We start from the raw sequence: 14,708 nt of genomic DNA, 5'->3' as shown, positions 1-14,708 counted from the left end.
GCCATCGCGGCCATCGGCGGGGTCGTCGCAGGTCAACACCGCTTTTCCTCACTTGCCGCACCTCCTCTGAACAGCGATGACGTCGGCAGTGGAGGCCTTTGGCGACAGCCTTGGGCGAGGGAGGAGAGCGGCGTGTGGGTGGCGCACGCCGCGGTGGCGGTTCCCGAAACGCTTCGAGCCGAAGCGTTTCGGGCTTGGAGGGACACCGGTTCACAGCGGCTGCGGCACCCCGAGTTCGCACGGTCCGGCCGACGCGCCACCTCCCGCTTTTGGCGGCCTCGCCAGCCCGGCGATTCGTGGCGACGCTCTCCCAGCGTGGGCGCGCGGATGGCCCACGCCCGGCCGAGCTGCGCACCGATGGGTGCCTATGCACTGCTGCTGTGACCAGCAGTACCGCAGTCCTCCCACGCGCTTGCCACTGGCGATTGCCCCACGTGTCGGACAGTGCTGTGGCTTCCGGCTCCTGCCGGGAGCCACAGTCGCGGTATCGCCGGCTGGGTGTCAGCGGTCGGACCGCCCACCCGTGCGGACGTGGCTGATGGCCTCACGCCCTGGCCGGCCGCGGTCCGGTCGGGATCTCCCGCCGCGCTTCGTTGCTAGGCCGTGTTGCAGACCGTGCCGTTGAGGGTGAAGACGGTGGGGGCGGGGTTAGCGGCGCTGTTGGCGCCGACGAATCCGAATGTGGCGGTGGAACCGCCGTCGGGCGCCAGGACCGCGTTATCCCCGTTGTCGGTGACGTGGACGTTGTTTCCATCGCTGGTCACCTGGGCGCTCCACGCGCTTTGGACCGACTGGCCGTCGGAGGGCCAGGTGAAGTCCAGACTCCATCCGTTGATCGTGGTGTCGGCGAGATTGGTGACCGTCACCGTGGCGACGAAGCCGCTGCTCCAACTGGTGTCCACGTTGTAGGTCACCCGGCAGGTGCTGTCCTGCGGTGACGTCGTGGTGAGAGTCACCGGTTCGGAGGGCCGGGAGAGTTTGCCGTCGGCGTCGCGGGCCAGGACGTTGACGGTGTGCTCCGAGCCCGGGGGCAGGTTGGGCACGGTCAGCGAGGTGGAGGTCGAGGTGGCCAGGAGTTGGGCGTTGGCCCCCACCTGCTCGTACACCTCGTAGCGCACCGGCGTGCCGCTGTCACTGGCGGGCCAGCTCAGCGTGGCCGAGGTGCTGTCCGCTGCGGTGACCTCCGGCGCGCCGGGGGCACTGACCGTCGCCTCGTCGGAGTGCGGAGAGACCGTCACGGTGGTGATCGAGTAGGGCTCCAGGATCTGGGGACCGGCCTCGGGCGCGGCGATCTGGGTGACGTCGTCGTCGCCGCGGCCGTAGCGGTGGACGATCGGTTCCTCACCGTCGGGGGTGAAGCCGGCGTAGTTGAGATCCACCGGGTAGGAGGTGTCCGGGTCCTTGTTGATGAGCATGACGTTCATGTCCCCGTCGGCCTGGTGTACAGCGTGGGCCGTGACCTCCTCGCTGGTGGAGGACGAGGCGACCATGGTGTCGCCGGGGGCGCCGAGGTTGGTCAGGGACTTGATGCCGTAGTAGGGGTGGAACGGCGTGTTGACCTCCGGCTGGCAGACGTCGTCGACGCAGCCGCCACTGGAGAACAGCCCGAAGTCGTTGAAGCCGATCTCGCCGTCGACCTCGTTCACCTCGGTGGGACCGTTGTGGACGTTCCACCAGTCGACGTTGAAGACGCCGTTCTCCAGGGCCGTCATGTACATTTCCGCGGCGAACAGGCCGTTGGGCCGGCTGTTCATCTCCACCTTGGAGTTGACCTCGGTCAGCGCGATGCCGATCTCGGCGGAGCGCTCCCCGGCGTGGTGGTCGATCTGGCGGCGGACCTGGCGCAACTGTCCCGGCAGCCGGGAGACCCGGTCCAGGGCCTCATCGGCGCTGTCGCCGCCGGGGTAGGAGTGCACGATGACGAAGTCGATCGTGTCGGCGACGATGGACAGTACGGTGTTGTTCCAGTCGGCGGAGTCGCCGGGGCCGACGATCCCGTCCGGCCAGTCCCCAGGAGTGGTCAGTACCGCGCCGATCTCGATAGTCGGGTCGACCGCCTTCATCGCCTCGGCGTAGTCGAGGACGTTGTTTGCGTACTCGTTGGGGCTCTTGTCGGCGTGGTCGTCCTCCTCCCAGCCGTTGCCGTAGTGGCCGTTGCCGTAGATCTCGTTGCCGATCTCCCAGTACTTGGCGTCGTAGTCGTTGGTGACGTTGGCGTAGCGGACCCACTCCGCGGCCTCTTCGGGGCTGCCAGTGCCGTAGTTCGCGGTGATCATCGGCTGGGCGCCGGCGGCCTCCACACTGCCCATGAAGCTGTCGAAATCGGTGCCCGGCGCGACGTAGCCGCCGGGAGCGGTGTGATCCTCCCAGTGGTAGATGTCGCTGTAGGACCCGCCTGGGTAGCGCATCACCTTGATCCCGGCGTCGTCCAGCAGGGAGGTGACCTCGGGGTCGTTCATGTGCGCGTCCCAGATCGCATGGTTGACCCCGAACGCCGCCTCGTCGATCGTTCCCAGCCCCAGGTTGGCGTTGACCTGGACCTCGACAGGCGCCTCCTCGACAGGATCGGCCGCGGCCGGCGACTGGCCGGCGACCGCCGCGGCGGTGGCCAGGGCACCGGCCATCGCGGCGGATAGTCCCCGAACGGCGCCGGCTCGTAACCGGCCGGGTGCAGGGTGCACGAGCTGCATGGACATTTCCCTTTCTTGTGGGGGAGCAAGAATGGTCGTCACGAGAGGCCGCCGACATGGCGTCCCTCGCCCGTGCGCAACCCGCCTTGGGAGCGCTCCCGGAATCATGCGGTAGCGACGGGGTGAGGTCAATGGCCGAACGGCGGCGTTCGCTCGTCGAAGGGAGGGTGGCTGAGCTGCACGGTTTCTCGTTCGCGGACCGCAGGCAGGTGCCTGAGCCCGCTGTTTTCCGTAAAATCCGTCGTGAAAGCCCTGAAACCGGCAGCTTTTGGAAAAACCGGAAATACATGAGAAACCGCGCGGACCGCGGCGGGTCCGTGCGGCCCGGCAAGAAGGCGCCCCCCGGGGGGCTTTGGTTCGCGGGAAGCGTGCGGGCACGAGCGAACAGCGTCCCTCCCGCCCCGGACACACGCCAGCCCCCACCTACGACCCACCCGCCCCACCCCGGCGTGCCACCCCCATAGAAGCCCCCATCGCCGACGTCTACTCCTGACCGTTGTGCAGGGGCCGGGTCCGAAAACGGACCCGGCCCCTGGTCAGTGGCGTTGGGAGGGGGCTACGACAGCGTGATGCTGTCCAGTTCCGCGTAGCCGGTGCCGCCGCTGAAGTGGGGCGAGCCCTTGGCCAGCCGGATGACGTTGTAGCCGGCTTCCAGCGAGACGGTCACGTCCGTGGTGTCGAATTGGGCCCAGCCCGCGGTCGGTGCGTAGGAGACCGTGGACCACGCCCCGCCGTTGTAGGCCAGGCCGTGGGTCGAGGTCGCCCCCGTACCGTTGGCGTAGCTGATGGTCATCGTGTAGTCGCGGCTCTGCGGCACGTTCACGGTGAAGTCCACGAAGGAGTCCGAACGCATGTCGGCGTCCCCGTCGATCCTGCCGACGTAGTACCCGTTCGAGGCCCCACCCGAGGGGAGGGTTTCGGCGTTGACGACCGTGGCGTTCTCGGCCTCGTAGACCTGCTGCCAGGATGTCGTCGGGCCGCCCTCCGGAGTGACCAGGAGCTGGTAGGCGCCCTCGGCGTTCATGTCGTCGACTGGGACGGTGATCGAACCGTTGTTGACCTGCATCGTCGTGTCGGTCACGACGGTGGGGGCGGGCACATGGGTGTGCCGGCCCGAGCCGGGGGTGTACAGGACCTGCACGTCGACCGTCGAGCCGAAGGAGTCCAGGCCGTTGACCTGTACGGTGTTGTCGCCCCAGTCGCCGCCGAAGATCGTGTTGACGATCTGCCTGCTCGAGTCGTAGGAGGTGACGCCGTCGATCCAGCTCTCCGGCGTGGTCGCTACGATGTTTCCGGTCATCGCCCCGTACCAGCGGTACACCCAGTACGACGCGGTCGGGTTGTTGTCCAGGGTGAACAGTCCGTTGAAGGTGCCGGCCTCGTACCAGAACGCGCGGTGCGCCTCGCGCGCGCCGTGGCGCTCGAGCACGCTGATCCAGTGCACGGCCACGCTCGGGATGTCCATCTGGTCGAGGCTGTTGTACTCGTTGATCGCGATCGGGCGCGGTGAGATGCCGAGTTGGCTCTCGATCGCGCGGTAGTCGGCGACGTGGTCGTCGAAGGAGTCCCAGTCCATGTCGCCGAGCTCGTGCCACACGATCACATCGGGCAGCGTGCCGGTGTCACGGGCGTGCGTCATGAAGTCGAGCATCCGGTTGTGGTCGTAGTACGACCAGCTCGGGCCGACGATCGGGGTGACCGGGTCCAGGGAACGCACCAGGTTGTAGGTGCGGGTCCAGCCGTCGTTGAAGGGACCGGCCGCTTCGGTGTCCCAGGTCCAGCCGGGCTCGTTCCACAGCTCCCAGCCGCGGATGTTGGTCGTGTCGGTCGCGGCCAGACGGTCGTTGACCATCGTGGTGACCTTCTGCTCCCAGTCGTCCCAGCCCTGCCACTGGTAGGGGAAGTAGGGGTAGATGTCAGGCATGCGGATGAACTGCTGGGCGCCGGACCGCGTAATGTTTTGCCCGACGTCGAGGGCGTCGCAGCACGGCTCGGTCGCGCCGTTGGGCAGGTGCGTGGTGCCGGGAGCGGGCTGGGTGAAGCTCGTCGGGTTCAGCGGCAGCAGCATGTCGGTGCTCGGCTGTGTGTCGGAGCCGACGCCGTAGAGGCCGCCCGAGGCGACCTGTGTCGCCGGACGCACGACTTGGTCGACGTCGACGGTGAGGGTCAGTCCTTCGGCGTTGGCCGGCGCCGCGGTTGCGGCCGCGACGCCGGTCGCTGTCAGGGCGAGGACGCAAAGGCGCGCCAACGCCCGTTTGGCAGTGCGGGGCATGGTGTGACTCCTCGTCTGAACGTGCGATACATGGTTTGCTCCCCCGTAGATCAAGCGAACCGGTTCGATAAAACGGCTCGCCGCAGAAGCTAACTTCGAACCTCGTTCGCTACAAGAACCTGAAATAACGAAGAAGTTACCTGGAAACATGTTGCTAACTGGGATTTACATCACTCGAAAAGTAGAGCTATGGTTCGAACCGGTTCGCCTCATCGGCGCCGGAGTGAGGAGGTAGGTCATGGCCACGATCGGAGATGTTGCCCGCGCCGCGGGCGTGGCACGTTCGACCGCCTCGTATGCCCTGAGCGGTAGACGCGCCGTCTCCAACGAGGTACGCGAGCGGGTCCAGCAGGCGGCGCACGAGCTGGGCTACGCGCCGAACGCGGGCGCACGCGCCCTGGCTACCTCCCAGACGATGGTGATCGGTCTGCTCGCGCAGTTCCTGCCCGATGAGTTCGCCCCGGCTATGTTGCAGTACATCCAGGGGGTCGCGAACACCGCTCGCGACGCCGGATACGACATCCTGCTCAGCTCGGACCCGGACGGACCCAAGGCGCTCAAGCGCATCACCGACTCGCGCATGGTCGACGGTGTCGTCCTGCTCAACGTCGCTGAGTACGACGACCGCCTGCCCGTCCTACGCGCCGCGTCGCAACCCGGCGCACTGGTGGGTCTGCCCGGCGACTGCACCGGCGTGGACGTGTTCGACCTGGACTTCGAGGAGTCCGGCCGCACCATGGTCGAGCACCTGCACACACTCGGGCACCGCGAACTGCTCCTCGTCTCGCAACCCGAGCACGTCATCGAGCGCGGAGGCGCCTACGTTTGGCGCTTGCAGAACGCGGCGCTCGAAACCGCCGCCGCCCGCGGCATCACCGTGCACGCGGTCTACGGCTCCTCGGCCCAGCCCGAGATCGGACGCGAGCTGCACGCCCTGCTCGACGCCCACCCAAACGTCACGGGCCTGCTGCTCAACAACGAGGCCGCCGCCGCGGCCCTCCCCACCGTCCTGCACGAACGGAACCTGTCGACACCCGGCGACCTGTCCGTCATCGGGCGCTACTCCGACGAGTTCGCCCGGACTTTCTCGCTGCCGTTCTCCTCGATCGAGAGCGCCCCCGACCGACTGGGGCGCATGGCCGTGCGGCAACTCGTACGCCGCATCGAGGAGCGAGTCTCCGTCGACGCCCCGCACGTGGTGCGGTTCGTCGCACCGGACCTGGTGGACAGGGGCAGCATCGCCGCCCCGCCGTCACTTCCGAACTGATCGTGCCTCTCCCGGTCGGCAACGCCGTTGCCGGGGTCGCTCAGAGAGGAACACCCATGTATCACACCGGGCGTAAGCCCTTTATCCGGTCCGCGTCAGCGGGCGTCGCCGCCGTATCGCTCGCACTGGTCGCCGCGTGCTCATCGGGCGGCGACGGTGGCGGTGGTGAAGCCGCCGCCGACACCTACACCTGGTGGGACCCCTACCCGCAGCACGACGAGAGTTCCGCCTGGGCCGAGCGCGTCAACGACTGCGGCGACCAGGCCGGGGTGACCATCGAACGCACCGCCTCGGACACCACCGACCTGACCAACCGGGCACTGCTGGCCGCCCAGGAGGGCACCAGCCCCGACATCATCCTGCTCGACAACCCCGCGGTGCCCACGCTGGCCGAGACCGACATGCTTACCACCGTCGACGAACTCGGTCTCGACGTGAGCGGCGTCGACGAGAACCTGCTGGCCGCCGGCGTCGTGGACGGGTCCGCTTACGGCATCCCGATCGGCGCGAACACGCTGGCGATCTATTACAACGCCGAGATCCTCGACGCCGCCGGCGTCGACCCGGCCTCGATCACCGACTGGGACTCGTTGACGGGCGCGCTCGGCCAGATCACCGACAACGGCGACAAGGGGATCACGTTCGCCGCCATCGGCACCGAGGAAGGCTCCTTCCAGTTCCTGCCGTGGTTCTGGGGGGCCGGGGCCGATCTGCGCGACCTCGACTCGCCCGAAGCGGCCGAGGCGCTCGAACTGTGGACCGGTTGGCTGGAGGAGGGCTACGCCCCCAACTCGGTCATCAACAACTCCCAGAACACCACCTGGGAGGAGTTCCTGACCGGTGAGTTCGGCTTCGCGGTCAACGGCACCTGGCAGGTCAACAGCGCCGCCGAGGCCGATTTCGACACCGGCGTCATCCAGATCCCGTCCCAGGACGGGGGTGTGGCCCCCGCACCGACCGGCGGCGAGTTCATCGTCGCCCCCGTGCAGTCGGACGACAGCCGCTACGACGTCACCCGCCAGATCGTGGAGTGCATGACCACGACCGAGGGCTTCGCCAAGACCGCCACGACCTTCGCCTACTACATCCCGCCGACGGCCGAGGGCCAGGACGCGCTGCTGGAGGAGCACCCCGAGATCGAGCCGTGGGTCGAGGCGGTGCGCGACGCCAAGGGCCGTACCAGCGACAACCTCGGCACCGACTACCCGAAGATCTCCGAGGCGATGTGGACCGCCGTGCAAAACGCGCTGTCCGGGGCGGAGACGCCGTCCGAGGCCCTGAAGCAGGCGCAGTCCGACGCTGAAGCGGCCACCGGCGAATGACAAGGAGTACCCCGCTCATGACCACGACCTCGGTCGAAACGCCGGGACGTGTGTCCGACGGCGGTGCGGCGGGCCCCCGGCCCGCCGCACCGGGGCGGCACGGACGCCGTCGCGGGCTCCCCGGCACAGCGCGGCAGTGGACCGCGATCGGCTTCGCCACGCCCCTGCTGGTCTACCTGGTGGGGTTTTACGCCTACCCGCTGTGGCGCAACCTCGAAATGAGCCTGCACGACTACACGGTACGGACCTTCGTGCAGGGCAATCCGGAATTCGCCGGCTTCGAGAACTACGCCGAGGTGTTCGCCTCGGACACCTTCGGCGTCGCCCTGACCAACACAGCCGTGTTCACGCTCGCCTCGATCGGGTTCCAGTACGCGATCGGTCTGGCGCTGGCCGTCTTCTTCCAGTCGAACTTTCGGCTGTCGAACGTGCTGCGCTCACTGTTCCTCGTGCCGTGGTTGCTGCCGCTGATCGTCTCGTCTTCGACGTGGGCGTGGATGCTCAACAGTGAGAACGGGATCGTCAACTCGGTCATCGAAGCGTTCGGCGGACAGCAGATCAACTGGCTGACCTCTCCGGAAACCGCGCTGCTATCGGTGATCATCGCCAATATCTGGCTGGGCATCCCGTTCAACCTGGTGATTCTGCACGCCGGCCTGCAACAGATCCCCACCGAGCTCTACGAAGCGGCCTCCCTGGACGGGGCCTCGGCCTGGCAGCGGTTCTGGCACATCACCTTCCCGCTGCTGCGTCCGGTCACGGCGATCACCCTGCTGCTCGGTTTCATCTACACGCTCAAGGTGGTCGATGTCGTCTGGATCATGACCACCGGCGGGCCGGGCGACTCGTCGCTCATTCTCGCGGTGTGGTCGTACCGGGAAGCTTTCGGCACGGGCCAGCCGGAGTTCTCCCCGGCCGCCGCGATCGGCAACCTGCTCATCGTCATCGCGCTCGTGTTCGGATTCGTCCATCTGCGCATGCAGCGCTCCTGGGAGAAGTCATGACCACCCGTCCCTGGTGGAAGACCGCACTCGGCGTGGTGTTCACCGCGTTCATGCTGTTTCCCGTCTACTGGATGGCCAACGTCTCGCTGACGCAGACCGACGACATGCGCCGCGGTAGCCCAAGCTGGTTCCCGGCCACTCCGACCTTCGAGGGCTACACCGCCGCCCTGTCGGAGCAGCTTCCGGCGCTGGGCACGAGCCTGGTCGTCGGATTCGGCGCGGTCGCCCTGACCGTCGTGATCGCCGCTCCGGCCGGCTACGCGCTTACGATCCTCAACCTGCGCGGCGGGCGGACGCTGAACTTCCTGCTGCTGGTCGCCCAGATGATCCCCGCGGTCGTCATGGCCATGGGCTTCTACGCGGTCTACGTGCGCCTGGGCCTGCTCAACACGGTCTGGGGACTGATCGTGGCCGACTCGACGATCGCCGTCCCGTTCGGAGTGCTGCTGTACTCGACGTTCATGGCGGGCATCCCGCGCGAACTCATCCATGCCGCCCGCATCGACGGCGCCGGAGCCTGGCGCACCTTCTCCGATGTCGTACTTCCGGTGAGCAGGAACTCCACCGTCACGGTGTCGCTGTTCGCCTTCCTGTGGGCGTGGTCGGACTTCATCTTCGCCTCCACGCTCAACCGCTCGGGCGACCTCATCCCGATCACCCTCGGCATCTACCAGTACATCGGCAACAACACCACCCAGTGGAACGCGATCATGGCCACTGCTGTGGTGGCGTCCCTGCCCGCGGCGATTCTGCTGGTCGTCGCGCAACGCTACGTGGCTGCCGGAGTGACCGCCGGCGCTGTGAAGGATTGATACGTGGAAGACGACACCTGTACCCGCGCCGTCCCGGTCGTCCCCTCCGGCGGCCCGCGTCGAGGTATCGGACTGGACGAACTGCACCTGACCGGCGGCTTCTGGCAACGACTACAGCGGTCGAACTCGCGCAACACCCTGCACCACTGCCTTGAGTGGATGGAGCGGCTGGGGTGGGTCGCCAACTTCGACCGGGTATCCGAGGGCGCGACTGACGGCCCCCGGCCGGGGTGGCAGTTCTCCGACTCGGAGATCTACAAACTACTGGAGGCCCTCGCCTGGGAACACGGTCGCACGGGCGAGACATGGGTAAACGAGATGCTGGAGTCGCTCGTCGACCGGATCGCCGCCGCCCAAGACGACGACGGCTATCTCAACACCTGCTTCGGGCACGCCGGTCAGCAGCCCCGCTACGCCGACCTCGAATCCGGACACGAGCTGTACTGCGCGGGCCACCTGCTGCAAGCGGCCGTCGCCCGCCTGCGGAGCGTCGGCCCGGACAAGCTCGTGGAGATCGCCTGCCGGGCCGCTGACCACGTGTGCCGCGAGTTCGGTCCGGACAGCCGCGCGGGCCTGTGCGGGCACCCCGAGATCGAACTCGGTCTGGCCGAACTGGGGCGCGCTTTGGGCGAGCCGCGCTACACCGAACAGGCGCGCCTGTTCATCGAGCGGCGCGGGTACGGCACGCTGAAACCCATCGCGTTGCTCGATGCCTCCTACTTCCAAGACGACACCCCCGTACGCGAGGCGACGGTGTGGCGCGGCCACGCGGTGCGCGCGCTGTACCTGGCCGCCGGCACCGCCGACGTCGCCGTGGACACCGGAGACACGAGGCTGCTGGCGGCCGTCGAAAGACAGTGGGAACGCACCGTAGAGCGTCGCACGTACCTGACCGGCGGCATGGGGTCGCGCCACCAAGACGAAGGGTTCGGTGAGGACTGGGAGCTGCCGCCCGACCGGGCCTACTGCGAAACGTGCGCGGGGATCGCCTCGGTCATGGTCTCGTGGCGGCTCTACCTCGCCACCGGCGAGGTGCGCTACGCCGACCTCATGGAGCGCACCCTCTACAACGTGGTCGCCACCTCGCCGAGCCCGGACGGGCGCGCCTTCTTCTACGCCAACCCCTTGCACCAGCGCACCGCCGCGGCCGGTATCCGACCGGGGGAGGTGAACCCGCGCGCAGAGGGAGGCGTGCGCGCGCCGTGGTTCGACGTCTCGTGCTGCCCGACGAACCTCGCCCGCACGCTCGCCAGTTGGCAGGGCTACGCCGCCTCGGTCGAGGACGACACCGTGACGCTGCTGCAATACGCGGCGAGCGAGATGCGCCTGGCCTTCGGCGACGACGGTGCTCTGGCCCTGAGTATCACGACGGAGTACCCGCACGACGGGACCGTACGCATCGAGGTCGTCGAGACGCCCGACCGGGCGGTGAACCTGCGGCTGCGGGTGCCGCACTGGGCGCACGGCGCCACGCTGGCCGACCGAGCGGGCGAACGCGGCGCCGAACCGGGCTGGGCGCACGTGCGGGGCGCGCTCGTGCCCGGTTCGGTCGTCGAGCTGCGTCTGCCGGTCGACCCCCGGTTGACCTGGCCCGATCCCCGTATCGACGCCATACGCGGCTGCGTCGCTGTCGAGCGCGGACCGCTGGTGCTGTGCGCGGAGTCGGTCGACCTGCCGCAGTCCTGGTCGCTCGACGACATCCGCCTTGACGCCGCCCGCCCGCCACGAGCCGACGGCGACGGCGCACTCGCGCGGATGACCTCGGTGCAGCCGCCGTCGCCCCCGCCCTCCGGGTACCCCCCGTACCGATCTTCGGCGCGACCGCCGCGCGACGACGGCGAGGCCACGTGGCGCGACGTGCCCCTCGTCCCCTACTACAGGTGGGCACGGCGGGGAAGCTCGGCGATGCGGGTGTTCGTCCCGACAGCATGAAGCCCCGACCGTTGCGCCGCGCGGCCGGCGCTGACATGACGGTGTCCCCGTCGATACCGCAGCCGTTCCCCGCTCGGCCCGGTAGAGTCGCCGGGCCAAGCGGCGAGGGGAGTGGGTGTCGCGCCGATGGTGGCCCGCCCTCCACACGCGGTGGGTAGCGGCGGTGCCGCTGTCCGAGGAACCGAGAGCGTGGAGGCGGTCTCCTCCGGAAGACTCCCTCTTTCGGGGCCGTCCCGGCACCACGGGCAGGTCGTTCTCCGACTTCCCGACGATCATCGACTCGATCCGCGATCGCCCCTGGTCGAGGGTGTAGGCGGCGACTTCGATGACCCGCAGATCCTCGGCTGAGCGGCCGGTGCATTCGATCGCCCGGCGGCCAGCCGGCGCCGCGGTTCCAGCGGGCCGCGCCCGGCAGGTGACGGTGTGTGGCCCGCTGCCCGCGTCGAGCCCCACAAGATCGAGGAGTACGTGGTGCGCCTGTCCCCCTTCGCGAACGCCTTCAAGCCGGGGCACCGTTTGGAGGTGGAGCTCTCGTGCGACGAGCCGTTGGTCGACGCACGAACAAGCTTCTCCGATGTCGCGCACCTCAGGTTCTTTGGCACCGACTGGGGCCCGAGAAGTACGACGACTTCATGGCCAGCATCGAGCACGTCTCCGGCGAGCTCGGCCCCAGACGCTGCCGCCCTTGCTGGACATCGGTGTCGGCTCCCCCCTTTTTCGCCCCGACGTTCTGGGCGAGGTCGAGGCATTCGCTGTCCTCGGCGGAGGCGAAAGCGTGTCCCCGCCTGCCAAGAACGGAGGGCGGGCCAGCTCCGGGGAAGGGCGGGAAGCCAAAGAACGCCGAGGAGGGCGAGCAGGCTACTCGTACTCCTCGGCCTTGCGGTCCGGTTCAGCGTTGGGCGGCGGGGCGGACGATGATCTCGTTGACGTCGACGTCGGCCGGCTGCGAGACGGCGAAGCTGACCGCTGCCGCGATGGCGCTGGCCGGGATGGCGTTCGCGCGGTAGTCGACCATGGCCTTGGCCGCGTAGGGGTCGGTGATGTGGTCGGCCAACTCGGACTCGGTCACGCCCGGGGAGATCGTCGTGACACGGATCGCGGGGTCGGACTCTTGGCGCAGGCCCTCGGTCAGCGCCCATGCCGCGAACTTGGTCGCCGAGTAGATCGCCGAGGTCGCTACGACCTCGTGCGCGCCGATCGATGCGATGGTGAGGAGGTGCCCTGCCCTCTGGTTCCGGAAGTGCGGCAGCACGGCGGCGATCCCGTTGTACAGTCCGCGGACGTTGACGTCGAGCATCCGGTCCCACTCGTCGGCGAGCAGCGCGTCGAGGCGGGACAGCAGCATGACACCAGCGTTCGCGACCAGGACGTCGAGCCTGCCCCGGCGCTGGATCACGTCGTTGACGAGACTCTGGAACGCCGACCGGTCCGTCACGTCGAGGGTGCGCCTTTCGGCACTGTGTCCGGTGTGTTTGAGATCCTCGACGATGGCCTCGAGGCGGTCCGTGCGCCTGGCGGCGAGGATGACGTGGTGTCCCTCGGCAGCCAGACGCCGCGCCGTGGCCTCGCCGATGCCGCTGGAGGCCCCCGTCACCAAGACGACTTTCTGTTCTTCGTTGTTCGTGGTCATGGCACCAACCCTCACCGAAGCTACGAGGCTGCGGGAGGCAACCGTGTTCCTAGGAGCAGCACACCCAGGAACACGGCCCGGCCGCGGCCTAGCATGGCCGCATGACGGAGAACCTCTTGGGCGACTATCTGCGAGCCCGGCGCGGGCGGGTCAGCCCCGAGAGCGCCGGGCTCCCAACGGTCGGGACTCGACGAGTTCCGGGCCTTCGCCGAGAGGAGGTCGCGACGATGGCGGGCATGAGCGTCGACTACTACGTGCGGCTGGAACAGGGCCGCGAACGCAACCCCTCGGCCCAGGTCCTCGATGCCATCACCCGGGTCCTTCGGTTGGACGACGACGCTCGCCTCCACCTCTTTCGGGTGGCCGGGCTGAGCCCACGCCCGGACCGCGGCGCGGCGCCCGAACACGTCGACGCCCAGTTGCTGCGGCTGATGGACATGTGGCCTCAAAACCCGGCGCTCGTGCTCGGACGGGCCTACGACGTACTGGCCGGCAACCAGTTGGCGTACGCCCTCTTCAACGGGTTCAGACACGGCCCGAACCTGCTCATGAAGGTCTTCCTCGACTCGCAGGCCCGAACGTTCTACCCCGACTGGGAGCGTGTCGCGGCCAACACCGTCGCCGGCTTCCGGGTGCTGCACGGCGCGGCTCCACACGACCCGCGTATCGGGGAGGTTGTGGAGACCCTCCGTGCCCAAAGCCCTGACTTCGCGACGATGTGGGAACGCCACGACGCGCGGAGCAAGCGGATGGAGAGCAAGCGGTTCCATCACCCCGACGTCGGAGAGCTCACGCTCCGCATGGACGCCTTTGACGTCAAGGCCGCACCCGGGCAGGAGTTGATCGTCTACCACGCCGAGCCCGGCACTACCAGCGCCGACACGCTCAGGCTGCTCGGGACCCTTGCCGCCACCCGCGATGAGGCGCGTGGGGTTCCCAGGAGACCGGCCTGACCGCACCCGATGGTCACCCTCAGGCTGTTGGCCACCGCCTCCCCGGTGCGGTTGCGCCCTTGCGGAGCAGTTGACGCGGCGTTGTGGTTAAAGGAGCAGGAAGCCCGCCGCGCTGGCGGCTAGGACGACCGCCCAGGCGGGGTGCGCCCCACGGCTAGGGCGACGAACGCCACGGCGGCCAGAGCCGTCGTGGCGGGTGAGGCCACCCGGTCTGGTGGCTCAGCAAGACGGCGTCACCGGGGTGGTGGCGTTCGACGTCGCAAGCGACCGGATCAAGAACATCTGGGCCGTACGCACCCCCCGAGAAGCTCCGGCCATGACCAGGAGCCGCCAAGTCGGCGCCAACCAGCTAAACAGTCATAGCCAAGTTCGGTGGCCGATGCTGATCGGCGTATCCAGGCCCCGCGACCATCAAACGCGAACACCTCGCGCTGGTGGAATCCCGTGGAACACGCAACCTGGCCTCGCGACAGCCGCGTTAGTTACACGGGCACCGGTGACCGAGTGCTCCTTACCGAGGTGGGATCGGTTGCCCCCAGTGCGATGCGGTGGTGGGCGAGAACCAAATCGAAGGGGTTAGTTGAATGACATCTGAAAGCCACGCTTGCGCGTTTCTATGAATACATGGTGAAACCTGCGCGGTTCATAAATATGCTGTCCTGTTTCGAGCTCGGGTTGATTGATGCGCTTCGGGATAATCCCGCCATCCCGATCGCCGCCGGGTCGGCCGCGGTGCTCTCCAACGCCCAGTCGATGACCGCGCGTGCGTCGGCGACGTCCTTGGGGCCGGCGACCTCCACGCCGCCGTCGGAATCGTAGAAGCCGC

10 protein-coding genes and 1 pseudogene are annotated in these 14,708 nt (G+C 68.1%); 7 read left to right on the top strand and 4 right to left on the bottom strand.

Annotated elements, in window-relative coordinates; all coding sequences use genetic code 11:
- Positions 1-596 precede the first annotated feature (596 nt).
- Together ABD848_RS22125 and ABD848_RS22120 are read right to left on the bottom strand one after the other, a co-directional pair.
- A complete protein-coding gene (locus ABD848_RS22125; RefSeq protein ID WP_344976076.1) occupies positions 597-2,696 on the bottom strand; it encodes a cellulose binding domain-containing protein in 2,100 nt (699 codons plus the stop codon).
- Between the two features lie 550 nt (positions 2,697-3,246).
- On the bottom strand, positions 3,247-4,962 hold the full coding sequence (locus tag ABD848_RS22120) for a CBM35 domain-containing protein (RefSeq protein WP_344976073.1): 1,716 nt from the start codon (positions 4,960-4,962) through the stop codon (positions 3,247-3,249).
- A 238-nt stretch (positions 4,963-5,200) separates the two neighbouring features.
- Here ABD848_RS22120 and ABD848_RS22115 point away from each other — a divergent pair, with 238 nt between their 5' ends.
- The 6 genes and pseudogenes from ABD848_RS22115 to ABD848_RS22090 all read left to right on the top strand — a co-directional run.
- A complete protein-coding gene (locus tag ABD848_RS22115) occupies positions 5,201-6,229 on the top strand; it encodes a LacI family DNA-binding transcriptional regulator (protein WP_344976071.1) in 1,029 nt (342 codons plus the stop codon).
- A 56-nt stretch (positions 6,230-6,285) separates the two neighbouring features.
- Positions 6,286-7,551, top strand: coding sequence for a sugar ABC transporter substrate-binding protein (locus ABD848_RS22110; protein ID WP_344976067.1), 1,266 nt, complete (start codon positions 6,286-6,288; stop codon positions 7,549-7,551).
- 17 nt (positions 7,552-7,568) lie between these two features.
- The gene (locus ABD848_RS22105; RefSeq protein ID WP_344976064.1) at positions 7,569-8,555 is read left to right on the top strand and encodes a carbohydrate ABC transporter permease; all 987 of its coding nucleotides are present in this window, start codon (positions 7,569-7,571) and stop codon (positions 8,553-8,555) included.
- Positions 8,552-9,367 carry a carbohydrate ABC transporter permease gene (locus ABD848_RS22100; protein WP_344976062.1) on the top strand — a complete coding sequence of 272 codons (816 nt, stop codon included), beginning with the start codon at positions 8,552-8,554 and terminating at the stop codon, positions 9,365-9,367. Before ABD848_RS22105 ends, ABD848_RS22100 begins: the two co-directional genes overlap by 4 nt.
- Positions 9,368-9,370: 3 nt before the next feature.
- Positions 9,371-11,299 carry a glycoside hydrolase family 127 protein gene (locus ABD848_RS22095; protein WP_344976059.1) on the top strand — a complete coding sequence of 643 codons (1,929 nt, stop codon included), beginning with the start codon at positions 9,371-9,373 and terminating at the stop codon, positions 11,297-11,299.
- Positions 11,300-11,510: 211 nt separating this feature from the next.
- Positions 11,511-11,594 (top strand): annotated as a pseudogene (locus ABD848_RS22090) (MBL fold metallo-hydrolase); the annotation flags it as partial.
- A gap of 594 nt (positions 11,595-12,188) precedes the next feature.
- On the opposite strand, the gene ABD848_RS22085 reads toward ABD848_RS22090, so the two are convergent.
- On the bottom strand, positions 12,189-12,929 hold the full coding sequence (locus tag ABD848_RS22085) for an SDR family oxidoreductase (protein WP_344976056.1): 741 nt from the start codon (positions 12,927-12,929) through the stop codon (positions 12,189-12,191).
- Positions 12,930-13,030: 101 nt separating this feature from the next.
- Between ABD848_RS22085 and ABD848_RS22080 the strand changes: the two genes are divergently transcribed.
- Positions 13,031-13,882, top strand: coding sequence for a helix-turn-helix transcriptional regulator (locus ABD848_RS22080; protein WP_344976053.1), 852 nt, complete (start codon positions 13,031-13,033; stop codon positions 13,880-13,882).
- A 614-nt stretch (positions 13,883-14,496) separates the two neighbouring features.
- On the opposite strand, the gene ABD848_RS25130 is transcribed toward ABD848_RS22080, so the two are convergent.
- The coding region (locus ABD848_RS25130) for a CocE/NonD family hydrolase (RefSeq protein ID WP_425567650.1) at positions 14,497-14,708 on the bottom strand (212 nt) is incomplete at its 5' end.

Origin of the sequence: Salinactinospora qingdaonensis, from assembly GCF_039539445.1 — a bacterium.
Classification (GTDB): domain Bacteria; phylum Actinomycetota; class Actinomycetes; order Streptosporangiales; family Streptosporangiaceae; genus Salinactinospora; species Salinactinospora qingdaonensis.
Note: the sequence above shows the minus strand (reverse complement) of the source record. Positions and strands in the feature narration are given on the sequence as shown.

Coding starts and splice junctions, on each gene's coding strand:
- ABD848_RS22120 (WP_344976073.1), bottom strand. CDS start 4,962: ATGCCCCGCACTGCCAAACGGGCGTTGGCGCGCCTTTGCGTCCTCGCC.
- ABD848_RS22125 (WP_344976076.1), bottom strand. CDS start 2,696: ATGTCCATGCAGCTCGTGCACCCTGCACCCGGCCGGTTACGAGCCGGC.
- ABD848_RS22085 (WP_344976056.1), bottom strand. CDS start 12,929: ATGACCACGAACAACGAAGAACAGAAAGTCGTCTTGGTGACGGGGGCC.
- ABD848_RS22115 (WP_344976071.1), top strand. CDS start 5,201: ATGGCCACGATCGGAGATGTTGCCCGCGCCGCGGGCGTGGCACGTTCG.
- ABD848_RS22110 (WP_344976067.1), top strand. CDS start 6,286: ATGTATCACACCGGGCGTAAGCCCTTTATCCGGTCCGCGTCAGCGGGC.
- ABD848_RS22080 (WP_344976053.1), top strand. CDS start 13,031: ATGACGGAGAACCTCTTGGGCGACTATCTGCGAGCCCGGCGCGGGCGG.
- ABD848_RS22100 (WP_344976062.1), top strand. CDS start 8,552: ATGACCACCCGTCCCTGGTGGAAGACCGCACTCGGCGTGGTGTTCACC.
- ABD848_RS22105 (WP_344976064.1), top strand. CDS start 7,569: ATGACCACGACCTCGGTCGAAACGCCGGGACGTGTGTCCGACGGCGGT.